The organism is Candidatus Nitrosopumilus sp. (assembly GCF_965223225.1).
GTDB lineage: Archaea > Thermoproteota > Nitrososphaeria > Nitrososphaerales > Nitrosopumilaceae > Nitrosopumilus.
Genome location: NZ_CBDCVU010000004.1, coordinates 1788576 through 1812117, shown reverse-complemented (window position 1 = coordinate 1812117; position 23542 = coordinate 1788576). Strand labels below are relative to the sequence as shown.

The window sequence follows — 23542 nt, the reverse complement described above, 5'->3', positions numbered from 1 at the left end:
ATATTACAGACATTGAATGCCGTGAGGGATTTAACCTTGTAATGAAGTCAAACAACGGAATACCAATGTGTCTCAAATCAGATACAGCACTTAAGATGATTGAAAGAGGTCTTGCAGTTCCTGCAAACTAACTTTTTTCTTTTTTTTACTACAAAAAATTGAGTTTTGATTTTTATTTTCAAGATAAAAAATGATTGTAATTTATGAAATGGTTTTAAATAAAAAACAAATCACTGTTAGCACTTGATCGCTAAATTTTGATTTGTTTATATTCTTAAACCACCCAATTCGATCATGAGTTTTAGGGAATGCGTACATTGTGGTAGAGAATATGAAGACGTGTTTAACAGAAGAATTTGTTCAGACAGGTGTTCTGCTGAGATATCATCCTAATTTTTGATTTTGACCTAACTGATAATATTTCCATAAAAAAAATCATCAAGCAAAAAAGCAAATACAGATACAAATGGAAATATTTGATTGTATTTTATGGCATAACTGATTTTTTTTGAAATGATATCGTGATATCTTATATATGTCAGGATTGGAGAACTAAAACATGACTAAAGACCTACTTGTGCGTGGATTTGACGATGAAATCCATACCAAATTAGGTGATGCTGCAGGAAAAATGGGAGTATCTTTGAATTCAATTGTCAAAGATGCAGTAGACAAATGGTTAGAAGCAAAATCGCAAATCACAAAAAAACATGAATTAATCATGTATGCAGATAATGAAGCTTTGAGGAATTTACTAAAATCAATGCACCGTATCACAGAAAATAATGATATTTTTAACACGTGTTGTGGACCTGAGGATCATCCAGGAATGCAGTATCTTGTCAAACACGGATGGTTCAATGGAACTGTAGAACCATACAAAAATTTTCTTGAAAATCCAAACACATATGGAAAAAAACTACTGAAAAAAATAGGAACCAACGCAGACAAAGAACAGCTTTTGGTTTTAGCATTTCTGACAGGAAATCTTGCTGAAAAAAAATCAGTGTCAGATTCAATAGACTTTTGCAAATGGTATGATGATCAAAATGTTGAAGGAATTACTCATTGTGTTGCAGATGTAAAAGATATTTTGTCGGCAAACTTTGAAGATGTACTTCACTTGTTTGAAACACACGATCAGGTTTTTGTTGCCAAGAGAGATTCTCTGTACAAGATACATGTAACCAAAGAAAACATTCACAAACTATTCTTGGATTGATTTGAATATCAAAGCACTAAAACATTTTGTGTTCCAATAAAATTATTTGAGTAGGATTACGTAAAAATTATTAAAAAATTTTTGTTAATTTAGTTTTGATTTTATTTCATCAAATACTTCTTTACCATCTTCAAATAAGGTAGATGGAAAATATATTGCACCATACTTTTCTCCAACCTTTGAAACCATACTATTTTTCTCTAGAACTCTCATATGATGCTGAACAGCTTTGTAATCCATACCAACTGTTTGTGATAATTGGTTTACATTTCTTGGGCTTTCCAAGATTGCAGACATGATCTTGATTCTACTATAACCTCCTCTACTTCCAACAAAAAGAAAACAAAACAAAGCCTTTGTCTGAGGATGGCTTTTTGCCTTTAAGGTTCTAACCGTAACTATTTGCATAAGTTAGCATAGTTTTATCTACCATATAAAACTTATTATTTTGATATCATGATATCATTTTTAGCTAGACAATGCTAGTTACATTCGTGAACTGAATGGGCATATCATTTGGAAAAAAAGAGGAACAGAGTACTGTCTACCAAGAAAATTAATGTAAAAACAAGTACTCAAAGTTTAGTTTCCACTAGGGAAATCTACGAGTACTTTAGAGAATTTGTTGCTTGATTACTTCATCAAAGGCTTTTAGATGTGTATAGTGAGATTGAATCATCTCAGTTGACATTGTTTCAGTTGTGTCTGTGGCAGGGCTTGTGTCATTTGGGATTGCAAGAATCTCATATTCAACACCATCTAAAAGTTCTCCAAACTCGTGAACTAGAGTATCTGCAGGATTTTGTTCGGATAGATCCGTAAATCCAAGTGCCATCCCGATTAGAATGGTCGTAAGGATCGTCAAACCAACAGATTTTTTGTTGTGCTGTCTAGTCACAAAAAAAAGGACACATTATATTATTTAAAAATAAAGAAGAAAAGATCTTTTATCAATCTGACTGCATTACATTTCTTTTGCTACAGCATAAACATCAGATACTTCTTTAATTGTGTCTTTGACGTTGTTGATGGTAGCTGATTTTTTCGAGTAGGCCATAGTCAAGGAAATCTCATTGACCAAATCTTTGATAGAAAGCATCATTTCTTTGGATGCAATACTCATGTCACGAAGATCTTGACCGTTGATGTTGTTTGGATCATCATCAATGGAAAACGAATTTATTTTTTCTTTGGCAGATTTTACCAGTTCAGAGGTTTCATACATAAATCCTGTCTCACGTAATTGTGTTACAGTATTTTCCATTTTTGCAGAGGTCTCATTCATATTTTCTGAAATAAGACGGAAATTTTCAATGTTTTTTACCATTTCTGATGTACTCAATCCACGTATGATTTCATTAACTGCTTTTGCAGTATCCTTAACTTTGTTTAGGGATTCAAGGACTCCTGGATTTCCAATTTGCTGCATTATTTCTGCTGCATCAGAAACAGTATCTTTGATTTCACGTAGTTTGCTAGATTTTATTGCCTCCATATCTTACACCTCCTTTTCCTTTGTCTCCAGAATTGCTGGAGTTTCAAGTACATCTGCATTTGAAGAAATAGGTTGAATCTTGTTGTTGTGATGCAATTGTGCTAGAAAAATAAAGCCGCTAGCTGCAAATAATGAATTAAGTACTCCAAATTCCACACTATTTGCAAGAAAATCATTTGCAGCCATCAAGGTGTTCAAACTTGCCAATGAGAGAAAAATGATTGGAAAGTTTTTACCAATTCTAGTTATTGCTTCTAGAGAATAGATCAACAGTGTTACTTCAGTATGGTCAGAAACTCTAGTTGCCCATTGTAGTGAAGGACTTGTTCTCGTTTTTCTCTCATTAGCAAAGTTTGACATTATGCTTCTACCTTGTTTTTGATGCTTTTCACTACTTTTCCTGTAACATGACCGGTTTCTTTTCTTGCCGTTTCAAGACTTTCCTTTACAACTCTAGTTGTATAAGGCGTAGCTTTCTGAGCAACATCTGAGAGTTGCTTTACAGTTACAAGGGACTCTTCTGCAGATTTCAAAGTGTTTTCAACTGCACTGGCAGTATCGTTGACTATTCCTTTCTTTTTTAATTCCTGAGTTGTTTCATTGATATCTTTAACAATATCACGAACAGCAAATGAACTTTCTCTAATTGCAAAAGCAATTTCAGGAATAGCTCCACTTTCACGAAGAGCTTTCATGGTCTGTCTCATTTGGGAAGAATGTTCCCTAATGTTTTTTGAGATATTTTGGATTGTTGCAACAGTTTGGTTTGCATTCAATTGATGGATTCTAGCTTCCTGAGAAGATAGATTTGGATTGGGGTTATAATTTTTCATGTTATTATTATATGAAAAATTATTAATAATATTCACGAACAATTTATTCATATCAATCGTCCATTTTTTATTTTGGTTAGTGAAAATTATTTTCAAATTTTTTTAAAATAAAATTTTGATAAAGCAAGATGTTATTTTTTTCAAAAATTTAGAGGAAAACAAAAACACCAAATATCAGGCAATAACATTTCAAATGTCATATCAGACAATTCGGATTAATTAGAAAATAGGTGATAGAGATAATTGATTCTATCAAAATATTCTTTTGGTTAATTATGGAATTTGTAAAAAAAGCAGAGAAAGAATACTAGAGTCCCATGTTAGCATTTACCTAATCTACAATAGTCATGATATTTTTGACGTTGCCAAATTTTTCTCCCTCCAAACTGACAAACAACAAGTGATTGTTGGGGAGAGGTACCGTGACTCTTTTGATTTTGTCATATGCAACAATTGCATATTTACCATGGCCAATCTTGGATGACAAACTATCACGCTTGTTCCAGGATTCAAGAGACCTTTTTAGGCTCTCTTTGGTTTCATCTAGATTGAGATAACTAGTGGTATTATCTCTAATACTATTCCACAAAATATTGCCATCTTGATCACATATTATTGCGATTCTAGAACTTGGAATTTCACCCAAAATCATATTGAGTAATTTCTCTTCGTTCTCGCTGACATTTTGCGTAACAGACATTAGATATAGTTCTCATCAAAATAAAATAATCTTAATGCTTGGACGCCTTTAGAACTGTTTAATTGTTTTAAAATAAATTAACAATTTTTTATTTTACTTTTCTTGCTATCAAGCAATAACTTGAGTTGTGCGATATTCAATATTGAAAAAACATCTCTAATGATTCCTGCAACTATTCTTAGCAGATGATGAGGTATTGAAGAATTAATCAAAAAATGACAAAAAGAATGATTTCTTGGATAAATTGAATATAAGTAATATTACTTATAAATTAAAAATTTATCAATTTTAATTGATATTTATGTTATGATTATAAGGTTTTCACTAATAACCATTAAAATATGATTTGTATCAATACGGAACATGGAAAAAATTGAAGCAATGGTTGGATACAACTTTGACCCTCAAAATGAATTATCAATTGTATTAAAGAACACAGCCAAAACCAAGAACTTTGGAGAATACACAAAATGCCAGTTATGTCTCAATCCGTTACGCTACTGCTATTGTGTTTGTCCTTACTGTGGAGAACGTGATGAATGCGAATGTGCGTTATTTGAGGCAGCTACCGGAGGATAAACATTTTTGAAAAATTGTAAAATTCTAAATAAATTTAAAGAAAATTAATTGCACATTTAATTTTCTGTGTTTCCATATTACTCTATGAGAGAAGATTTTGGAGAATACACAAAATGTATTGAATGTGACACATCATTGCTCAATTGTGATTGTAATTGTCCAAAGTGTGGGAAGAGAGAAAATTGCAGGTGCAATCTGAGACCCATAAAATGGAGTGAATTACTAGAATACGCTTAAAATTGAAAACTAGATTTGTATCAAGATTAGATTTTACCTGATAGAATAATTAAAAAAAGAAATGAATGCATTAGAAAATTACTTTTCTAATGAAGCATTTATTGGCGTAGGTCGTAAAACGGTATTTGCAACTGGAGAGGCTTTCTTTGCCAAAGCAATTAACTCTCGTAGGGTTTCATCAGACGCATCAGATTTTATTCTGAATGAGATGTTGATTCCTTGGTATCCAGGATTTACATTCTCATCTATTTGAAGAAGTCCTGAAAGATCTATGTCACCTTCTAGAGTTGATTCTATTGAATCAATTTTAATTCCACGTGCAGAGGCATGAGCCACCAGACTTGTTGTAATGCATTCAGCCAATCCTGCAAGTAAATATTCAACAGGATTAGCACCGCTGTCATTTCCCAGTAATATTTCAGGTTCATCTTTTACAAATACGTGTGGATTACTTCGTGTGAAAGTTTTGCAAGCACCATAATAATCACTAATGGTAGTTCGATTCTCAGTACCGTCTACCCATTTGTTTTTTGCTCGAAAATTAAATTTTGCAATTGCTGTTTTTTTTTATTGCATCAATGGTGTCAAATAGTTGTGTGACGTTTACACCATTTACTATTTTATTTGTGGTTTGAGACATTTATGCTGACACTCCCATAGTTGTTCTAATTTTTTTCGAGGTTCACAATCAAACCGTTTAGGATTTGACTTTCACTCTCCTGATTGCCAATTGAATTAAAGGCCAATTTCCAATCAGATAATTTTTTTTCATTGTTGAATATGTTTTCATAGTAATGGTACCATGGTACCATAAAGTATATAGAGCATGCAATAGAGATAAGCAACATGGGAAAAGATCTTCACATTAGAGACATTGATGAAAACGAGCATTTGGAATTGACCAAAATTGCAGACAAGATGGGAGTCTCTGTTAACTCTATTGTAAAAGATGCAATTGACAAGTGGCTTCAAAATAAAACACATCTGCCACATGTTCATGATTTATTGATTTATTCTGATGAAAAATCAATGAACAATTTCCTTAAATCGTTGGATAGAATGGCTGACAAGTCCCAATGGCACAAATCCTTTGTAGCTCCACCAGATCACCACACAGAAAAGATTTTTTCAAGACTAAATTGGAACAATGAGACTGTAAAACCATACAATCCAAAAGGAATGGATGACATGAAGTATTGTGGACAATTAATCCAGCAACTTTCAAAAGAATCTAAAAAAAAGCCTCTGTGTTGTGTCGATTTTGTAATTACAGATATTGCGAGAAATTCATTTAGAAAAGCTATGGAGATCGAAAGAGCTTATGATGAGTCAAGGCTTCCTGGATTGATGTTCTGTCCTTACAGTACATCAGATCTTGTAAGTTCAGATATGACTGAAATGATTGAATTGTTTATGATGCATGACAGAATATTCTTGATAAAAGACGATGACATTTACAAACTAAACATGACAAAAGAAAGTGTTCATAAAATATTTCTTAACTGAATGGAAACAGGAAAAAACTTGTTAGTTGTTTGACATTAGAAGAGATAGCAGTCTATGGTTTTGAAATATAATAATAGTTTATTGGATCATGGCTTAACTCTTTGACCTGAACGCTTGAAAATCCTGCATCATTTAACATCTGTGTTGCAAGTTCTTTTCCCCACATTGCACCTAGACCTTTTCCTTCCAATGCAAGAGATACAGTCATGCAGTGTAAACAAGAAACGGTGTAAAGATAAGGTGCAAGTGAATGATCCATATTATTTTCAAGTTTTGAAGAGGCACGTATGTCTTGCATCATAAATACTCCATCAGGCTTTAGTGCTTTTTTGATGTTTTCTAGAACTTTTTCTGGTTTTGCCTGATCATGGATTGCATCAAATGCAGTTATCACATCAAAATAAGACTCTTTAGAAAAGGATGCAGCGTCTTGTTTCTCAAATGAGACGTTAGGCAGGCCAAGTTTTTCTGCTTCATTTCTTGCATTTTGTATTGCCTCTGATGAAAAGTCATAGCCAGTAAAGCTAGAATGTGGAAAGGATTTTGCCATAAGATGGATTGCTCTGCCACTACCACATCCTACATCAAGCACTTTGATTCCTGTTTTGAGTTTCTCAAAGGTAGGAATTAGTGGCAAAATCTCGTTGATTAAGGCAGGGAGAACGGTTTGTTGGCTTTCTTCAGCCATAACGGTATGGAATCGATTGAATAGTTCGTATGATACCCCACCACCCTTCTCAAAGCAATCTACAATATGATCCTCAACATATGCAAGGGATGGAATCCATTGCATTGAAGATGCAAAATTATAATTTCCATCTCGGGTAAGAAACTCTGCTTTTTCCTTAGATAAAGAATATTTTTGCAAATTGGGTTGATAATCTATAATTTTTGAAGTCACTAAACCTCCTAACCACTCTCTTACATAGCGTTCATTCAGATTTGCTGCTGTTGCAATTTCTTGACTAGTTGAAGGTTCAAGTTTTGCTATGGCATCAAATAGTTTAGTTCTATGGCCAACAGACAATAATAGTGCGGTTGCAGCTTTATTCATCACATCTAGCATTTCATCTTCAAATGAAACCATGTTATTTTGGAATATTTATTCAAAGTAATTATTGTTTCGTGTTTTCAAAATTCAAGAAAATTACAAAATATTAAATTAAAATACATTTTTCACCGACAGTTGCCAAATCTGAAAACCACTTGAGAAAATTATGAAATTTGTAATATAGTATTTTGATGAAACAATCACATGAAGCTACGATTAAGGAATATGGAATTTTCAAAAAACATGCCATTTTATGCAAAGATCACAAGAAAATGTCTTGTTTGTGATAGCACAAAGGTATACTCTAATGAATTAGGAGATGCTATGATGATTGTGGAGCAGTTATAGATTACGAAGAGAGTAGTTGTTGCAGAACATAACAAAAACAAATTACCAGTAAGAGCTAACTCCCATACCCTCATTTTCTACAATTTGTATGTCTAATTCTTCCAAACCAAAAACCACGTATATTGATTTTAGTCTATTTTGATAGAGAAAGTATTTTTTCCCATCATCAGTTACAATTGAGCCTGCAACTTTTAGAATTTTATTTTCTTCAAGTTCATGAACCCTTCTATATGCTGTGGTCATGGGGATATCACATTCTTTGACAATGTCTACTACAGACTTTGGTTTTTCAATTGTTTGATTCATAATAGTTCTGGAATACTCGTCAGATAATGCTTTAAGAATTGCCTTACGTAAGTTAGAATCTCTTGCTAAAAGTTTGAAATCAGCCAACTATAGTTTCTAAAAAGCCAATCAATATAATCTTGATTCAAAGGATGAACATAAGGGATTATTATCTAAAATCCAATAGTATGATTTCCATTTTTGAAAATTAGTATTGGAAATTGTATTTTGAATTTAAATCAAGTTTTAGCTAACCTTTTACCATGTCTGCAATCAAAAATAAACCCAAAAAAAGTTCAGATAAGAAATCTCTGATCACAGTAGGCGGAATTATTGCAATTGGGGCAGTATTGTTATTTGCATATTTGATGTGGTACGTTGCACCTGAGGAGACTATGGAGAGAGTCAAGATCATAGCAGTCACAGAATCAGGATGTATTGGAGAGACCTTTGATGGTTATTCAGTCAACATAGGAGAATGTGATGCAGCTCCAGGCGAATCTGTATATGCAATGGTTGACCAGAAAACCAAAGAACGAGCTGCTCTGATGAACCCAACAAGCTAGATTTTTTTCTAACTTTTCTTTGTCCAGAAGAATTCCACTAATTTTCTATTTTTATTGAATAAAACAACAAGAAACATTCAAAGTTAATTTTCAATTGAAGTGATCAAATTTTTAATTATCTCAGAAGATAAATTCAACATTGATGATTCTTCGGAGTTTAGGGCGATCTCATATATCTCTGAAATTCCATTTTGATTAATTTTAACAGGCACGCCCATTGCAACATCATTTGTTTGATATTCTCCCTCTAACACAACACATGCAGGAACAGACAAGGTGTTTGAATTTTTAATTGCCTCAAGAATATCAAAAGCATTTTTTGCAATTCCATATTGAGATCTGCCCTTATATTTTCTCAATTTTTTCCAGTATTCTCTAACATCTTGTGTCATTGAATTTTTTTCTTCATCACTAAGTAATGTTAAAAGAGGTTTTCCCTTGACACTAACTTTAGAAAAAATCGGAACCATAGAGATATCATGTTCTCCAAGAACTATTGCGTCAGAAACATCTGATTGAGACACAGAGAATTTTTTTGATATAAGAAAGCGGAATCTACTTGAATCAAGACTGGATGCAACACCAATTACTTTGAATCTTGAAAATCCCGTTTCTTTTTGAAAAAAATAAGTCAACACATCAAGAGGATTTGAAATTATCAGAACTATTGTAGAGGGACAATATTGTTTAATTTTTGCTCCTATATCTTTTATCATGGATACTTGTTGGGATAAATTTTCAGTTCTGCTTTGCATATAGACTCCAGTACTTGCAGTTACGACAACAATATCTGATCCAGAGATTTTTGAAAAGTCATCAGTTGCATCAATTGAGAATTTTGATGTAGAAGGAATTGCATTTGCTAGATCTAATGATTCGCCAATGGCATCATCCTTAGTTCTATCAATCAGTACAACATCATCCAATCCACTAGATACGCAAAGAAATGCAATAGAAGAACCAACTCTTCCAGCACCGATAATTGAAATCAATCTGCGTCTTTTTTACGAATACTTGAGCGCTGACGCTTGGAATCGTGCTTGGTCAAATTGTCTTCTAATTTACGACATAGTTTGTCTGAGATTTTCAAAATATCCCAATCTGATTCTGAATAAATCAATTGATTTTTTGCAGTCACTATTGTAGCGGTTACGTCATAATGTGTTTTTGTACCTTCTGTGTTTTGGGATTTGACAGAAATTTTTGCTTCAATAATTTCTGGAAGAACATTTTTTGCTTTTTCTAAGACACCACCAAATTTTGACAAGAGTAATTCACCAGCCGGCTCATCTTTTGGCAGACCAATTAGATACAAGGGTACGCTATCAGTCATATTGATACGATATTGATTTGAATTATAAATTAAGGTAGCTATTTCCAAAAATGATTTTTAGCATGATAGATCATGCATTATTTTACAACCAAAACTGGTTTTTTTGATTTATGTAAAACATAGTTTGAAACGCTTCCCAAGAATAATTCCTTGGCAGAGCCCCTTCCTCTTGCCCCAATTACAACAAGATCTATCTTATTTTTAGCATTGTTTGCAAAACGAGCAATATCATAACCAGGATCGCCTGCAAGTGCTTTTTGGGTCAATTGAATTCCTTTTTTGGCAGCACGAAGTTTGGCATCATTAAGGATTTTTTTAACCTCAGTCATGGAATTAAAATCTAGGAATCCGAGTGGGTGAAGTGCATATATTCCAGGCACAGATTTCACTGCAAGTGCAGTAATCGTTCCCTGAGATTGCCGTGCGATGTGAATAGCCATGTCTAGACCTCGAATAGAATTTTTGGAGCCATCAAGTGGAACAAGAATTTTTTTTGTTTTAATTCTCATGTTGTAGGACAAAACAGATGGAGTTTTAAAAGATATAACAATTATCGTCGTTGATTTTCAAGGTTGAAAATAAAAGAGTAGAACGCATAAAAATTGAAAATTTGAGTCAGAATTAATTAAAATTTTTAAAATAGGAATAAAAATTAAAGAAATTATTTTTTGTGTTGTATATCGCGGTGTAGTGTGTCTATCATGTTTTTTAACATCTCAATTTCATTTTTCTCTAATTTTTCTAATTCTTCAATTTTAGATATTAGTAATGATTTTGTATCATCTGCAACTCCTGTTTGCCTCATTTTTGAGCCGATTAATGTTGCGCCAATTGAGGATATGAAAGCACCAATCACGCCTATTCCCACATACATCATTGCAATACCAATCATTCTTCCCGTCTCAGTTACCGGAACAATATCGCCATAACCTACAGTAGTAGCAGTAGCTGAGGCCCACCAAAATGCATCAAGCCAAGAATTTATCTGAGTATTTTCAGCTTCAGACTCTACAACAAATATTGCAGAAGCTCCTAAAATAATAACAATTACAGATACTATTGCAATGTAAATAATTGCCTTCACAAAAAAATTACAACAAATGAATTACAGTAAAGTATAGATATAAAAAAATCACTGTGTGAATTAAAAAAATTGTAGTAAGTTTAATCTTAATCTAAATGAGAAATATACATTTCAAGAAAATCATCATCAAATACTGGTTTTAGAAAATTATTATCTGAGTTGAAAGCATCAATAGATTCTTTTAATGAGGTTGGTAATTTTTTAATCGATAGTTTTTGCATTTCTGATTCAGATAGTTTGTAGGTATCAACATCCACAGGATCAGGTGGCTGAATCTTTTTCTTTATACCATCAAGTCCTGCAAGCAGTATTACCGTCTCTGCCAAGTAAATGTTAGAGGTAGGATCAGGAGGTCGATATTCAATTCGTTTGCTTTCTGGTCGTTTTTTATGATGCGTTGGGATTCTCACACTTACTGAGCGATTCATTTTTCCCCATGCAATGTTAGTTGGTGCCTCATAACCAGGTACCAGTCGTTTGTAGGATTGTTGGGATGGATTGGTAATAGCGCATAGCGCCCTTGCGTGTTCTAAGAGACCTCCAATGTAATAATGAGCAGTTTGGCTCAGCTCTGCATATTTGTCTGAAGGGTCATAAAATGCATTATAATCTTTTTTGTTTTTCGTTTTCCATAGACTTTGATTAATGTGAACAGCAGAACCATTATCATTTTGCATGGGTTTTGGGTTAAAGCTTGCAACCATTCTACGTTTTGAAGCAATTTCACGTATTGTCTTTACACCAGAAACAAAACTATCTCCCATTTTAAGAAGACCTTGATATGACAACACAACCTCGCTTTGTCCAGCTGTAGCTACTTCATGATGATGAGCTATGGTCTTTGTTCCAAATTGTTTTAGCGTATCACAAACTTCGTCTCTAAAATTAGTCAGAGTGTCAGATGGTGAATCTCGATAATATCCGCTTTTTAGTGCAATAACATTTTCAACATCATCAGATATCCATGGAGCTTCTCTTGAAATGATTGAAGGTGTATCTGATTTATTATTCTCGGTAGTTTCATTAGTTATTGATTTAGCCTTGTCAAAAACAAAAAATTCCAATTCTGCTGCCCAATATGATTTTGTAAAGCCGTTCTTTTTTGCATACTGCTCGGCTTTTTGTGCAATATGCCTTGAATCATTTGAAAAACGTCCACCTCCAAATCCATTGTAGATATTTGCAAACATTCTTGCAGCTTTAGGTGAGTAGTCTTCTCCGTCACTTGGAGTGGAATCAAAGTAATCTGGCAAGACCGCAAAGGTTGAAGGATCAGGAACCAAGAGTATGTCAGATTTGTTGATAACGGTAAATCCAAGTATTGAACTGCCATCTAGTGGAAACCCGTTTACAAAAGATTCCTTTGTGATTTCATCAGCAGGGATACTTAGCTGATGAAGCAACCCAAAAGGATTACAAAATTGTAACCTGATCCATTTTACATCTAATTTTTTGATTTGGTTTACTACAGTTTTAGCAGACGTATCGATTTACTCCATATTTGATACGAGGATCTATTATATCAATAAATTTTCATCATAAAAACAGCAACAGATTCTTGAAATTCTAGTCATTAAATTTGAATAAAATAGATGCAGATAACTTCAAACAGGTTTTTATGCAAATTCGAATAAAGGGAATTATGGGTACATTTGAGCCTGGAATTATAAAATTGCTCGAAGGCAAAAACTTTGCATCATTTGTTACTCTGTTAAGTGATGGATCACCTCATGTAGCACCTACATGGATTGATCATGAAGAAGACATCATATTGATAAACACAGCATTAGGGAGGTTAAAGGAAAAAATGTAAGAAAAGATCCCAGAATTGCTCTTTCGATTTATGATAATGAAAATCCATATCACATGTTGGCAGTTAGAGGAAAAGTTGTAGAAGTAACAACTGATGGAGCTGAAACACACGTTGACAAGTTGGCAAAACGATATCTTGGAATGGAGAAATATCCCAGACGATCTCCGGATGAAAAGAGAATTTTAATCAAGATTAAAGCTGAAAAAATTCATCATCAAGATTACTCTTGAATTTCTAGTTTAACATTTAGTCGATTATATTTGAACAATTCTTGAAAAGAAAAAATACTAAATTCAAAAAAAATTAAAGAATTAGGTTTCTAATTCTTGAAAAGAATTCCACGCGTTTATTCCTCCTTCTAGGATTTGAAAGTCAATATCTTCCTGTGCTAGTGCATATGACGCAATAGTTGCACGGTTTCCCGAACCACAGATAACCACCACAGGTTTGTCAGTTGGAATCTCATCTATTTGGTTTGGTTTGAAAATTTCAGCTAGAGGAATATTCACGGACTCATCAATCTTGGATTTTAAAAGCTCGTCAGGCTCTCTAACATCTAGCAGATAGATATCTTCGTTTGTGGCAAGTTTTTCTGATAACTCTTGTGAAGTTATAACAGGATAAGAGCCAGATTCAAGACTCTCAGAAACAATGTTGATGCCTCCATTAAGATAAAAGGTTTGGATTCCCATCTCAGTCATTGTCTGAGCTGCCTTTTTTGCCTCTGTTCCATCATCATCAACTAAAACAAAGTTATACTTTGATGCAACCTCTGGGAGCCTATTTTGGATTGTTTTAACTCTTTTTTCAAGAGTTGCTGGATCCAATTGGTCATAAGATACACCATTAAGATGTCCTTTCTGATATTGATCTGCAGATCTAATATCTATAACTAAAACATGCATATCATTGTCCAACAACACACCTACTGTCTCATAGTCTACTGAGAGTTTGTCCATATTGTCTTGTTCAATATTGGTTCCAACGGTCAAAACCCCAACCATTGTAATTACAACTGCGATACCAGCAAGAATTCCTACATTTTTGGTTTGCATGAATTTGTATCTGTAGATTTTCTTAAAATACCAAAGTACAGTTTTCAAAGATAGTTTCCAAGTGTGGAAATCGTATCTTTTGAATGAATGAAAATAGGGCAATTGATTTGTAAATGATATAAAACAAGTACTGATTAATGGACGAAAATTATCACAAAAGATTCCTAAATGCAGACAGAAATTTAGGCATCATTATTACCATGATGGATTGAAATAGCGCTATATCGAAATGTAGGCATGATTAAGATTGCATTGGTTTCTTTTGTTTTCTTGTTCTGTGCCAATTTTATAATTTTAGAGTCATACCAAACACACATTTCAAGCCCAATAATCACATCAGATAAGACTAACTACAAACAAGGAGAGGACATTGTAATTTCAGGATGGGTAAACTATAACGAAGAGGCAACATCAGATGTATTGTTAAGAATAATTGTTAGTGATCCTCTTGAAATGAAAATTTTTGATGAATATGTAACAAGCAATACAGAAGGAGAATTTTTCGTAGAGATTCCAACGTCAAAAGATTCCAAAGTAGGAAATTACGACATAGAAATAACTAGTCAATGTAGAGAAATTCACAGAGAAATATGTACGCATCAAAATGAATCAATATCAATCACAGTAGAAAAAGAATCAAGTCAAGACAAAAAAATTCCAGACTGGATAAAGAATGTTTTTGTATGGTATGCTCAAGACATAGTAACAGAAGGAGAATTGTTAAGCGCAATTGAATTTCTTGTAAATCAGAAGATAATTCAGATTCAAACTAATAATAGATAATTATTTTTAAAAACTTTACAAGTTTTGCAAACTAGGATGTAATTGACATGCGCAATATAGTTTTAGGCTAAAACAGATCGCATCTAATTTTTTATTTTCATATCCACGGATCATTATCGATATTGAACATTATTGGAATATCAGACAAAGATTTAGCATAAGAGACAGATCTAAACAGGCACACATCAGAGCAATGAGTAACATTATGGTCATGTATTTTTTTTCCACATTCTCTGCATCTATCTGACATATCTATATGAGAATTAAATTGCTTATTAAGATGAGATCATATTCTCACGATTGGGGATGATTATCATTTTTGATTTTTACTCAATTGTTTTTCCAAAAAACTATATCAAAATAATTTGTTTTAAGAAATTAGTAAGGAATGGATAAAGCCCGGTGCTGTCATATCGGTTCCAACTATTTTCTTGGCTGCAATACTCGTATACTTTCAGATTCCTCTGATGTCGTAAAGAAATGATCAACAATATGGAAATAGAAAAGACCATGATGGATTAAAAGATAATTCTAGTGATAATTAGAATTACCTGATCAAATCAAATAAATTACAATTTTTTAAAATTCATACATTCATTATGGATACTTTGGAGGCAATCAAAACCAGACGTGCAACAAAAAAATTCGATAAATCATACAAAATGACATCTGAGCAAGTTAAATCATTGATGGAACATGCAATACTTTCTCCTACAAGCTACAACCAACAAAACTGGAGATTCATTACAATTACAGAACAGTCAATCAAAGATCAAATTAGTAAGGCTGCAAGAGACCAACCACAACCTTCCGAGGGATCTTTGGTTATTATTTTGTGTGGAAACATGAATGCATGGAAGGAAGAGCCTCTAAGATATTGGAAAAACCATCCTTCTGAAAAACAAGAGACAGTAAAAAATGCCCTACATAGAAAGTATGCAGACAGTCCCCAAAATCGTCGGGATGAGGCTATTCGTTCCTGTGGGATGGCAGCCCAGACAATAATGCTTGCTGCAAGACAAATGGGTCTTGATTCATGTCCTATGGGCGGTTTTGAGTATGATGAGTTAGCAAAAGTGATAAACCTTCCAGAAAACCATTTGATTGTTTTAATGATAGTTGTTGGAAAGGCAGCAGAACCAGCAAAGCCTCGTGGCGGTCAGTTATCCTTAGACAAGATAGTTTTTGAAAATAGATTCTAAACTGTAAATTCACAGAATATCAGAGTAAATTTACTTGTGTAAGAGCAAGAATAGTTGTTTTTACTGTTAATAATCATAAATTGGGTTATAGTTTGTTTCGTTCTTTTTTTTTGAATTAAGAATTTAACATCTTGTTGATGTCATCAAGTGTCTTACAGTTAATCATAGCTTTTGCAAAATCAACAGTAACCTTGGGAAGACAAATTTTGTGATAAAAAAAGCCGCCTTGTTTTTCTTTAGTTTGCATTTCAATGCTTTGAATCTCCAACTCTTCTACAGGTTGTTTTGTCCCACAAATAACACAGTTACCATCCCTGATTCTTTGAGCAAATTGCATTTTTACATTTTCAATATTCTCAGACATTAAGTACAGTTATCCGGAGTTATTTTAAAGAAATTAGTTCCCGTATTGTCTAAAGACAAATTTCAGATTTGCAAAACAGTTAAAATTCAAAAACAAAATAATAAAAAGAAATTGTAAATTTATTTTACAATCAATACTGGAACCTTGGACTTGTGCATAACAGCGTTAGATGTACTTCCAAGGAATGCTTCTTTGGTTCCACCAATGCCGCGAGCTCCTATGACAATCATGTCAAAATTTCCTTTTTTGGCTGCATTGATTATTTGAGATGCAGTATTACCGCCACCGGTAGCGTATTTGAATTTGGCACCAGCACGTTCACATTTTTGCATGGCCGGTCCAATTGCTTTTACAGCTTTTTTCTGTGCATCGTCTTTCATTGCTTTGGTGTACTTTATTCCTGCTGCCAAAGGCAAGTGAAACACATAGTATCCAGTTATTTCTGCATCACTGGATTTTGCAATTGATATTGCAGTATCCAGTCCTCTCATAGCATTTGCTGATCCATCAAGAGGTACAAGAATTTTTTGGAATTTTGCCATTACAACTCGCTTTCAGTGATATCTTATATAAAAAGAACATGATTTTCAAAATTGAAAGTGTATAATCGATGTGATTTTGATTTCTTAAAAAGAGATCTAAATGGATGTGGTTCCACGTTTTCTTGTACATATATCCAATGCATCATCTACTGTAGTGACAAAGACTTTACCATCCCCTTTGGTTCCGGTGCATGCAACATTTGCAATGGAATCCAAAATGTCGTCAAGTTTTGGGTCATCTACCACACAAATGATCATGTCCTTGCTAAAGTATTGTCCTACCAGAGGAGGATCTTGTGCTCCTTGACCCTGTACTTGATGGAGTGTAACACCACCGACTCCGTTCTTTTTGATAGCATTCACTACTTTTTCCCTCAGTCCTGTTCGAACGATTGCTTCAATTTTTTTCATAACGATGATTAATCTTCAATGTATTTAAATTCAATTTTTGAAATCTGCAAGACTAACAAATTGGCATAATAAGTAGATTACGTGTTTTTTAGAGGGATTTTTGTTCTGGTGTTTTCCTGCAAATTATTTATCCTAGGATATTCCTACGGGATTTACTTTTGACACATAAGGGAAAGATGCTAGATGCAATTAAAACAAAATTCTTGTGGATTATTCTTGGAACGGCAGTTTTCTATGTATTATTGATTTTGATGTCAGACGTTGAGGAAATATCCAAATCATTTTTGGATATTAGAGCAGAGTTCTTATTTTTGATATTTGTTCTTGGTTTTTTGTCTCATGTTGTGAAGAGTTTTCGACAAAAGGATCTGTTTGGATTGGTAGGAGAAAAGATTCCAATGTTTCAAAATTTGATAATATACATGTCAGGACTTTCACTTGTCACCACACCAGGTGGTGCTGGTATTTTTATCAAATCAGTGTATATGAAAAAAATATTCAACACGCCTACTGAAAAGTCAATTGCAGTTATTTTTCTTGAGAGATATCATGATTTACTTGGAGGGACATCTATTGTTCTAGTTACATTATTGATTCATTTTGGTCTGATCTCAATGTCTTTGGTTGTTATCTCGTCATTATTGCTTGGTGTGATTTTCCTTTTGATTAAGAGTCAGAGATTTTTTGTCTCACTATATTCCAAATTAAGAAAGGTAAGATTTGTATCAAAAAACATCCCAGAAATAAAACCCAGCAAGTCATTTTCCATACTTACAAAGCCCAAAAACATGACCCGTGGATGGTTGTTCAGTGTTTTAGGATGGAGTATAGACTCTCTTTCAGTGTATGTGGTCTTTCTGTCTCTAAATGTTGATCTGGGATATATTCTAACTTCCCAAATTTATCTAGCATCTCTGGGATACGGCATACTGTCTCTTTTGCCTGGAGGCATAGGTGTCAGCGAGGGTGTGGCAGATTTGCTCTTGGTAAGACAGGGATTGGAACTTTCTGTTGCAGCATCACTTGTAATTATGATGAGACTTTGTACAATGTGGTTTGCCACATTCATTGGAATTATTTTTACTCGAATAGTATTAAAACAAAAAATTCAATCATCATAGAATATTTTTGAAATTTTTATTTTTTCAAAAAAAAATATTGTGCAACATTAGGATGTTGTTTCTAAATATATTTGCTGGTCTAGTTTTGTTCAATCATTATCTTCTTCTTTTCCAGTAGGCATCCAGCTGTCAAATACATGAGTTTGAGTCAACCTCTTTATTGAAAAAATAGTATCTAAAATCAGTGGCATAGCTATGATCAAGGCTGCAATTGAGATTATGACTATGACTGTATTATCTTCAAATTCAACGAAGCTGATAAAGATAGATACCAACAGCAACATTAAACCCATAAAAAGAGAATTTCGAATGACTTTGTACAGTGGGCGGTCTACTTGTTTTTTCTCCTTTGAGTCAAAGTTAATGGTGATTTTGTTACAGATATCTGAAATTATTTTTTCTGTTTTTCCAAAGAACGAAAACACTGGATAAATTAAGATGGTTACTGTCAGAATGACAAGAAATATTTCAGGATCTATCAAGAAGGGTATTTCCCATTCATTCATCAATGAGATGATTGTAGGTGAAAAGTAATTCATTGCAGCTAAAATTGTGACTATGACAACAATATGGACCAGGATTAGAGGAGCATATTTTTTGATGCTTGTTTTCTGATCCGAGTCTGGTTTCTGATCAGCAGGTTTTCCTCTTAGCAACATTCCAGCGTAATATATGGTGTTAAGCAGTCTGTATGGTACAATTGATTTGGGGTCTGCCTTTGTCGGCATTGCCCTTAAAAGAAGTGGCATTATCAGCATCGTAATTATTGCCACCAATACCGTTACTGGAAAAATTGAATCTCGTATGACTCCGCTGTCTGCACCAAGCTTTGCTATGATAAATGAGAATTCTCCAATTGGGATCATCACCACCCCTATTGTGGATGCACTGACAAGTGAATTTCCTGCAAATGATGCTGCAAACATGTTTCCTATGAATTTCCCAATTATTGCCACAATCACTATTGGAATGGTGATCCAAATTGCGTCTGGTATCAAAGCAATGTTCACTAGCATGCCTATGGAAACAAAGAACATTATCAGGAAAAAGTCTCTGAGAGGCAAAACCTTGGAGGTTATTGATTCAGAATATTTGGTGGATGCGATGATCATTCCCATCAAAAATGCACCTACAGCACTACTAAGATTCAAAAAGTGAGCAAGTACAGAGAGTCCAAATACTAGTGCAAGTGATGAAATGAAAAGAGCCTCTTCCATTTTGATTTTGCTGACATGCTCTAAAAGTTTTGGAATAATTTTGATTCCAACTCCAAAAGTTATTACAAAAAATACAATGCTTTGAAGTATGATTAATCCAAAATCAGTCAATTCAAAACCATTCCCCTTGGTTGCATCACCTAGGATAGTCAACAACAAAACAGCTGCAAGATCTTCGACGATGAGAATTATTACAACGGTATTCCATTCGGTAGTCTTTACTAGATTAAGGTCCCTGAGAAAACGTAGTGATATTGCAGTACTGGTAATCGACAGAATACTTCCTAAGAATAGGGCTTCAAGATGAGTCCAGTCAAATGCCATGGCTACCACATAGCCTAGTGAAAATACAATTGCAAGTTGAATTGTACCAACTAAAATTCCCGTAAATCCAACTTTTTGTAGTTTCTTTAGACTAAACTCCAATCCCACAACAAAAAGTAGTATTATAATTCCAAACTCTGCAAGCAGATTGATTAGTTCTGCATCCTTTATCAGACCAAGACCAAACGGACCTGCAATTATACCAATCAGTATGAATCCTATGATTGTTGGAAAATGGATTTTGTGCATAATCCAGGCACTAATCATGCCTCCACCAAAGAGAATTGCCAATAAGCTTAGAAATTCAGTAAGACCTGCTGAAACCATCTAGAAAATATTAGAAGGTACTTTATTAATGCAATTCCACATTAGAGAGGCATCGAATTAGCATTACGAGTGTCAAAGGAGATTTTGACCTCAAAAGAAGAATGATTCTACCCAGACTAAGTTTGCACCATCATGGAGTTGATATCCTTTAGCAAACATACAGGATGCATTATTTTTTCTGCCATTATTCCACAGTCATGACAGAACAATCTTGTTGGTTCATCACATCCTTTGCATCTTCTTTGTACTTCAAGGTCAGAGTTGCAAATTTTGCATGGTTTGTTTTCCATGAATACATTATGTAAGCATGGTATAAAAAAAGTATGAAAATCATAAGTAAATAATTAGATCGGATTGTAATTCTTTACGCATGATTAAATTTAGAATATTCGATTATTAGAGATTAATAATTTTACAACCAGTTGCATACACAAACATCATAATTGAGAATGATATCTTCTGTTTTTATATCAAATTCCATTAGGTAAGGAATTGCAAGCAAGAAATATTTCAAAAGAACCAATTACAATATTGAAGAATTCAACAATTTCAGATGCAATCAGGATGTTACTAAATACAAAAATTAGCAGACTAGTAGTTACGGATGATAAAAAACATGTGGGAATAATTACTGAAAAAGACATTGGATTATTTTTGTTTTCAGATAATGCAAACCAAGGATTGGATAAAATTCCAATAACAAAGATTATGAAACCAATTGAGTTTGTAAGTCATGACATCACGCCTGAGAATTCAGCAAAACTGATGATAAAGAAAAACATAAGCTCTTTGGCCATCAAGGAAAATGAGGATAAAGTAGAGTCAATTTTTACAAAAAGTGATCTTGTAAGATATTTTGGAGATAATTTTTCATGAAAAATAAAAGTGGTAGATGTGATGACCAAAAATTATGAGTATACACATACTTCTGCTCCTCTATACAAAGTTGTAAGAAAAATGTTGGACAATAAAATTTCTAGATTAATTGTAAAGAATCAAGATGGAGAATCGGTGGGCGTAATATCATTTAGAGACTTGTTCAGAATTTCAGTTGAGCTTGGCAGTGAGGAAGATTATTCAGGATTCACACTATCAGACAATATCAAACGCGGATTTCTTTCAGAGAATGGGTTTGGAGGTATTTCACTTGCAAGAGATGTTATGACCAAAGGAATAATCACTGTAAAGTTTAATGAGGATTTAGCCAAAGCTTGCAAAACTATCTTAGAAAATAACGTAAGTGGATTGGTTGTTTTGGACGGAAATGATGGCATTGCTGGAATAATCAGTAAAACTGATGTGACAAAGGCTCTAGCATCATTGTAAATGCTCTGTGTTCTTAGCTATTGTTTTGGAGTTAAAAATAGATTCAGACAGTGTGAAAATACTTATCTGAATTGAATCCATGAAATTCTGTTATGGGTTTGTTAGACAGATTTAGCCGTACGTTTGACAAGTATGGATATGACTTATATGGTTATGATAAAAATGGGTATGACAAAGACGGGTATGATGAGAATGGGTATGATCACCTAGGTTATGACAAAGAAGGATACAACAAATTCAATAAAAAGAAAAACGAAATATACAATGATTAAAATAAATTTTTATTTTAATAAATTCAACAAAAATGTACATCTTCACTGTATTCTGAAGATATCTTTCTTGCATTATAGCATCATTTAATTCGACAAAATCACCAATTTCCTTTTTATTGAAAAATGCATACAATTAGTGAGGAAAAATGCTAAGACAAAAAGAAACAAAGAAAACACCAAGGCTTGGATTTATTGCAATGATGGCTGCAGGAACAGCTGTTGTTCTTGTTTTAACATTAACTCCATGGAATTTTATCCCTACACAAATAACTGAAGATGTAACAGTTCTTGGAATTACAGAACACGGATGTGTTGGAGAATCACAATATGGTGTTAGTGTTGTTGTGCCTAATTGTAATGCGCAAGTTGGTGACGTAGTATCTGCAACATTTTATGTTTCTTCGATGGAATTCAGCGGATACTATGACAAATTACAAGATAGAGTTGAAGTAGTTCAGCCATAACTCTATTCTTTTTTATTATGAGAAGTTCATGTGTTCCGGTTGATCTCCCAAATTAAGCATAGAAAATGAACGTAAAATGCATGAAAATTATAAATTTAGATTTAAATTTTAATTATTCTTCGATATATCCCCATTGTCTATTTAATTTTGAGAGAATTCTAAATGCAAGCCTGTCTATATTGATGTGAGATTCTGCAAGTATCATTACTACATTATTATAAATGGGAAAACTCATAATGACAACACGTTCTCTTCTTGAGGCAGAATACTTTACACGACCCAATTCGGAATTAAATTTTTTTCTTTTTGTAACACGAGATGCTAATTCAGAACAAATATTTTGATGTTGTTCATCGGTTAATCTAGAGCAAGTTCCAGGTTTGTAGCCTCCTGCTAAAAGAGAATCCATACCATCCAATAATCCTGCAAAAAGGATTTCTGGATTTTCTAAAATCTTAGAGCATTTATCAGCATATTCATTTACGTCAAGGTTTTCTTGGTTCATTTTAAAAAATTTATTTTATTCTTTTGTAAATCTCTTTGAATTCATTTGAGATGTCATATGACATATTCAACAAATGTGAGATCTGATTCATTGATGTTTTATTCTTGCCCAGATTTCTTAGGATCGTAAAAGCTTTTTGTGGCGAAGTTGTAGATGAGGGTTTTTGATTTGTCCAAGTCTTAAAGGAGTCACCTATATCTAGACAAAAATTTAAAATAAATTCTTTCCAGGTAGGTAAATTTTTTACTTTGTCTGTAAGGATTGTGTTTGATAATTCATCAAATTCATTTTTTCGATCTTTGTATAAAATATCAATGGCTTGTTGAATTTTCTCCTTCTCATATTCTTCAGTGTTTAACATATACATTCCAACTAGATCCATGAAGCAGACATCATATATTCAGATATAAATTAAATAGCAAATTTTTAGTTTTGAATCTATAGAGACTAGTTACAAAAATAATAACATAAGAAAATCTCACATAATCTCATGACTCAGCTACTGTTCTGAGGTCAAAATGAGATACAAGTAGGCATGAATTGTAATTTTACATCAAATCAAAGGTTCTGAATCAAA

The 23542-nt window shown here is 33.4% G+C and carries 37 protein-coding genes; 14 read left to right on the top strand and 23 right to left on the bottom strand.

Features of this window, described 5'->3' with window-relative positions; all coding sequences use genetic code 11:
* The first annotated feature begins 559 nt into the window (after window positions 1-559).
* Window positions 560-1222 carry a plasmid partition protein ParG gene (locus ACOQN3_RS11460; protein ID WP_420546570.1) on the top strand — a complete coding sequence of 221 codons (663 nt, stop codon included), beginning with the start codon at window positions 560-562 and terminating at the stop codon, window positions 1220-1222.
* An 84-nt stretch (window positions 1223-1306) separates the two neighbouring features.
* Here the strand turns inward: ACOQN3_RS11460 and ACOQN3_RS11455 are convergent, their stop codons facing one another.
* From ACOQN3_RS11455 to ACOQN3_RS11430, 6 genes are all read right to left on the bottom strand, one after another.
* Window positions 1307-1630 (bottom strand): ArsR/SmtB family transcription factor, encoded by a 324-nt coding sequence (locus ACOQN3_RS11455; protein WP_420546569.1) that lies wholly within the window; start codon window positions 1628-1630, stop codon window positions 1307-1309.
* Window positions 1631-1835: 205 nt separating this feature from the next.
* Complete coding sequence (locus ACOQN3_RS11450) at window positions 1836-2120, bottom strand: hypothetical protein (protein ID WP_420546568.1); 285 nt, start codon at window positions 2118-2120, stop codon at window positions 1836-1838.
* 66 nt (window positions 2121-2186) lie between these two features.
* The gene (locus tag ACOQN3_RS11445) at window positions 2187-2717 is read right to left on the bottom strand and encodes a hypothetical protein (RefSeq protein ID WP_420546567.1); all 531 of its coding nucleotides are present in this window, start codon (window positions 2715-2717) and stop codon (window positions 2187-2189) included.
* Window positions 2718-2720: 3 nt separating this feature from the next.
* Window positions 2721-3077 (bottom strand): hypothetical protein, encoded by a 357-nt coding sequence (locus ACOQN3_RS11440; protein ID WP_420546566.1) that lies wholly within the window; start codon window positions 3075-3077, stop codon window positions 2721-2723.
* The gene (locus ACOQN3_RS11435) at window positions 3077-3550 is read right to left on the bottom strand and encodes a hypothetical protein (protein ID WP_420546565.1); all 474 of its coding nucleotides are present in this window, start codon (window positions 3548-3550) and stop codon (window positions 3077-3079) included. The genes ACOQN3_RS11440 and ACOQN3_RS11435 overlap by 1 nt, the downstream gene beginning before the upstream one ends.
* A gap of 331 nt (window positions 3551-3881) precedes the next feature.
* Complete coding sequence (locus ACOQN3_RS11430) at window positions 3882-4250, bottom strand: hypothetical protein (protein WP_420546564.1); 369 nt, start codon at window positions 4248-4250, stop codon at window positions 3882-3884.
* Window positions 4251-4613: 363 nt separating this feature from the next.
* Between ACOQN3_RS11430 and ACOQN3_RS11425 the strand changes: the two genes are divergently transcribed.
* A complete protein-coding gene (locus ACOQN3_RS11425; RefSeq protein WP_420546563.1) occupies window positions 4614-4829 on the top strand; it encodes a hypothetical protein in 216 nt (71 codons plus the stop codon).
* A gap of 315 nt (window positions 4830-5144) precedes the next feature.
* Here the strand turns inward: ACOQN3_RS11425 and ACOQN3_RS11420 are convergent, their stop codons facing one another.
* On the bottom strand, window positions 5145-5477 hold the full coding sequence (locus ACOQN3_RS11420) for an OsmC family protein (RefSeq protein ID WP_420546648.1): 333 nt from the start codon (window positions 5475-5477) through the stop codon (window positions 5145-5147).
* A gap of 435 nt (window positions 5478-5912) precedes the next feature.
* On the opposite strand from ACOQN3_RS11420, the gene ACOQN3_RS11415 reads away from it, so the two are divergent.
* Complete coding sequence (locus ACOQN3_RS11415; RefSeq protein ID WP_420546562.1) at window positions 5913-6572, top strand: hypothetical protein; 660 nt, start codon at window positions 5913-5915, stop codon at window positions 6570-6572.
* Window positions 6573-6624: 52 nt separating this feature from the next.
* Here ACOQN3_RS11415 and ACOQN3_RS11410 read toward each other — a convergent pair whose 3' ends face one another.
* Entirely contained in the window at window positions 6625-7659 is a 1035-nt protein-coding gene (locus ACOQN3_RS11410; RefSeq protein ID WP_420546561.1) for a class I SAM-dependent methyltransferase, read from the bottom strand.
* Window positions 7660-7827: 168 nt separating this feature from the next.
* Here ACOQN3_RS11410 and ACOQN3_RS11405 point away from each other — a divergent pair, with 168 nt between their 5' ends.
* Window positions 7828-7971: a hypothetical protein gene (locus tag ACOQN3_RS11405; RefSeq protein WP_420546560.1), complete on the top strand. Its 144-nt coding sequence runs from the start codon at window positions 7828-7830 to the stop codon at window positions 7969-7971.
* A 42-nt stretch (window positions 7972-8013) separates the two neighbouring features.
* Here the strand turns inward: ACOQN3_RS11405 and ACOQN3_RS11400 are convergent, their stop codons facing one another.
* Entirely contained in the window at window positions 8014-8364 is a 351-nt protein-coding gene (locus tag ACOQN3_RS11400; protein ID WP_420546559.1) for a winged helix-turn-helix domain-containing protein, read from the bottom strand.
* Window positions 8365-8519: 155 nt separating this feature from the next.
* On the opposite strand from ACOQN3_RS11400, the gene ACOQN3_RS11395 reads away from it, so the two are divergent.
* Entirely contained in the window at window positions 8520-8822 is a 303-nt protein-coding gene (locus tag ACOQN3_RS11395; RefSeq protein ID WP_420546558.1) for a hypothetical protein, read from the top strand.
* Window positions 8823-8905: 83 nt separating this feature from the next.
* Here the strand turns inward: ACOQN3_RS11395 and ACOQN3_RS11390 are convergent, their stop codons facing one another.
* The 5 genes from ACOQN3_RS11390 to glnA form a co-directional block, all read right to left on the bottom strand.
* Window positions 8906-9814, bottom strand: coding sequence for a malate dehydrogenase (locus ACOQN3_RS11390; protein ID WP_420546557.1), 909 nt, complete (start codon window positions 9812-9814; stop codon window positions 8906-8908).
* Window positions 9811-10155, bottom strand: coding sequence for a hypothetical protein (locus tag ACOQN3_RS11385; protein WP_420546556.1), 345 nt, complete (start codon window positions 10153-10155; stop codon window positions 9811-9813). Before ACOQN3_RS11385 ends, ACOQN3_RS11390 begins: the two co-directional genes overlap by 4 nt.
* A 77-nt stretch (window positions 10156-10232) precedes the next feature.
* Window positions 10233-10664, bottom strand: a complete 432-nt coding sequence (locus ACOQN3_RS11380; RefSeq protein ID WP_420546555.1) for a universal stress protein — start codon at window positions 10662-10664, stop codon at window positions 10233-10235.
* A gap of 152 nt (window positions 10665-10816) precedes the next feature.
* Window positions 10817-11239 carry a potassium channel family protein gene (locus ACOQN3_RS11375; RefSeq protein ID WP_420546554.1) on the bottom strand — a complete coding sequence of 141 codons (423 nt, stop codon included), beginning with the start codon at window positions 11237-11239 and terminating at the stop codon, window positions 10817-10819.
* An 86-nt stretch (window positions 11240-11325) separates the two neighbouring features.
* Entirely contained in the window at window positions 11326-12729 is a 1404-nt protein-coding gene (gene glnA / locus ACOQN3_RS11370) for a type I glutamate--ammonia ligase (protein ID WP_420546647.1), read from the bottom strand.
* A gap of 89 nt (window positions 12730-12818) precedes the next feature.
* On the opposite strand from glnA, the gene ACOQN3_RS11365 reads away from it, so the two are divergent.
* Window positions 12819-13052, top strand: a complete 234-nt coding sequence (locus tag ACOQN3_RS11365) for a hypothetical protein (RefSeq protein WP_420546553.1) — start codon at window positions 12819-12821, stop codon at window positions 13050-13052.
* A gap of 53 nt (window positions 13053-13105) precedes the next feature.
* Window positions 13106-13282 carry a hypothetical protein gene (locus ACOQN3_RS11360; RefSeq protein ID WP_420546552.1) on the top strand — a complete coding sequence of 59 codons (177 nt, stop codon included), beginning with the start codon at window positions 13106-13108 and terminating at the stop codon, window positions 13280-13282.
* An 81-nt stretch (window positions 13283-13363) separates the two neighbouring features.
* Here the strand turns inward: ACOQN3_RS11360 and ACOQN3_RS11355 are convergent, their stop codons facing one another.
* Window positions 13364-14155: a rhodanese-like domain-containing protein gene (locus ACOQN3_RS11355; RefSeq protein WP_420546551.1), complete on the bottom strand. Its 792-nt coding sequence runs from the start codon at window positions 14153-14155 to the stop codon at window positions 13364-13366.
* 189 nt (window positions 14156-14344) lie between these two features.
* Between ACOQN3_RS11355 and ACOQN3_RS11350 the strand changes: the two genes are divergently transcribed.
* Window positions 14345-14890 carry a hypothetical protein gene (locus tag ACOQN3_RS11350; RefSeq protein WP_420546550.1) on the top strand — a complete coding sequence of 182 codons (546 nt, stop codon included), beginning with the start codon at window positions 14345-14347 and terminating at the stop codon, window positions 14888-14890.
* 97 nt (window positions 14891-14987) lie between these two features.
* On the opposite strand, the gene ACOQN3_RS11345 is transcribed toward ACOQN3_RS11350, so the two are convergent.
* Window positions 14988-15140, bottom strand: coding sequence for a hypothetical protein (locus ACOQN3_RS11345; RefSeq protein ID WP_420546549.1), 153 nt, complete (start codon window positions 15138-15140; stop codon window positions 14988-14990).
* Window positions 15141-15489: 349 nt separating this feature from the next.
* Between ACOQN3_RS11345 and ACOQN3_RS11340 the strand changes: the two genes are divergently transcribed.
* On the top strand, window positions 15490-16092 hold the full coding sequence (locus ACOQN3_RS11340) for a nitroreductase family protein (RefSeq protein WP_420546548.1): 603 nt from the start codon (window positions 15490-15492) through the stop codon (window positions 16090-16092).
* A 115-nt stretch (window positions 16093-16207) separates the two neighbouring features.
* Here the strand turns inward: ACOQN3_RS11340 and ACOQN3_RS11335 are convergent, their stop codons facing one another.
* From ACOQN3_RS11335 to ACOQN3_RS11325, 3 genes are all read right to left on the bottom strand, one after another.
* Entirely contained in the window at window positions 16208-16456 is a 249-nt protein-coding gene (locus ACOQN3_RS11335) for a hypothetical protein (protein ID WP_420546547.1), read from the bottom strand.
* Between the two features lie 119 nt (window positions 16457-16575).
* On the bottom strand, window positions 16576-16998 hold the full coding sequence (locus tag ACOQN3_RS11330) for a universal stress protein (protein WP_420546546.1): 423 nt from the start codon (window positions 16996-16998) through the stop codon (window positions 16576-16578).
* 96 nt (window positions 16999-17094) lie between these two features.
* On the bottom strand, window positions 17095-17409 hold the full coding sequence (locus ACOQN3_RS11325; RefSeq protein WP_420546545.1) for a P-II family nitrogen regulator: 315 nt from the start codon (window positions 17407-17409) through the stop codon (window positions 17095-17097).
* Window positions 17410-17567: 158 nt separating this feature from the next.
* Between ACOQN3_RS11325 and ACOQN3_RS11320 the strand changes: the two genes are divergently transcribed.
* Window positions 17568-18530: a lysylphosphatidylglycerol synthase transmembrane domain-containing protein gene (locus tag ACOQN3_RS11320; protein WP_420546544.1), complete on the top strand. Its 963-nt coding sequence runs from the start codon at window positions 17568-17570 to the stop codon at window positions 18528-18530.
* Between the two features lie 89 nt (window positions 18531-18619).
* Here the strand turns inward: ACOQN3_RS11320 and ACOQN3_RS11315 are convergent, their stop codons facing one another.
* Window positions 18620-20398 carry a cation:proton antiporter gene (locus ACOQN3_RS11315; protein ID WP_420546543.1) on the bottom strand — a complete coding sequence of 593 codons (1779 nt, stop codon included), beginning with the start codon at window positions 20396-20398 and terminating at the stop codon, window positions 18620-18622.
* 116 nt (window positions 20399-20514) lie between these two features.
* Entirely contained in the window at window positions 20515-20688 is a 174-nt protein-coding gene (locus ACOQN3_RS11310) for a hypothetical protein (protein ID WP_420546542.1), read from the bottom strand.
* A gap of 202 nt (window positions 20689-20890) precedes the next feature.
* Between ACOQN3_RS11310 and ACOQN3_RS11305 the strand changes: the two genes are divergently transcribed.
* The 4 genes from ACOQN3_RS11305 to ACOQN3_RS11290 all read left to right on the top strand — a co-directional run bounded on the left by ACOQN3_RS11305 (window position 20891) and on the right by ACOQN3_RS11290 (window position 22460).
* The gene (locus ACOQN3_RS11305) at window positions 20891-21274 is read left to right on the top strand and encodes a CBS domain-containing protein (RefSeq protein ID WP_420546541.1); all 384 of its coding nucleotides are present in this window, start codon (window positions 20891-20893) and stop codon (window positions 21272-21274) included.
* A 21-nt stretch (window positions 21275-21295) separates the two neighbouring features.
* Window positions 21296-21724, top strand: coding sequence for an HPP family protein (locus ACOQN3_RS11300; RefSeq protein WP_420546646.1), 429 nt, complete (start codon window positions 21296-21298; stop codon window positions 21722-21724).
* Between the two features lie 92 nt (window positions 21725-21816).
* Complete coding sequence (locus ACOQN3_RS11295; RefSeq protein WP_420546540.1) at window positions 21817-21996, top strand: hypothetical protein; 180 nt, start codon at window positions 21817-21819, stop codon at window positions 21994-21996.
* A 146-nt stretch (window positions 21997-22142) separates the two neighbouring features.
* Window positions 22143-22460, top strand: coding sequence for a hypothetical protein (locus ACOQN3_RS11290; RefSeq protein WP_420546539.1), 318 nt, complete (start codon window positions 22143-22145; stop codon window positions 22458-22460).
* 112 nt (window positions 22461-22572) lie between these two features.
* Here ACOQN3_RS11290 and ACOQN3_RS11285 read toward each other — a convergent pair whose 3' ends face one another.
* Both ACOQN3_RS11285 and ACOQN3_RS11280 read right to left on the bottom strand, forming a co-directional pair.
* Complete coding sequence (locus ACOQN3_RS11285; RefSeq protein ID WP_420546538.1) at window positions 22573-22965, bottom strand: DUF6659 family protein; 393 nt, start codon at window positions 22963-22965, stop codon at window positions 22573-22575.
* A gap of 10 nt (window positions 22966-22975) precedes the next feature.
* Window positions 22976-23347, bottom strand: coding sequence for a hypothetical protein (locus tag ACOQN3_RS11280; RefSeq protein WP_420546537.1), 372 nt, complete (start codon window positions 23345-23347; stop codon window positions 22976-22978).
* Between the last annotated feature and the right edge of the window lie 195 nt (window positions 23348-23542).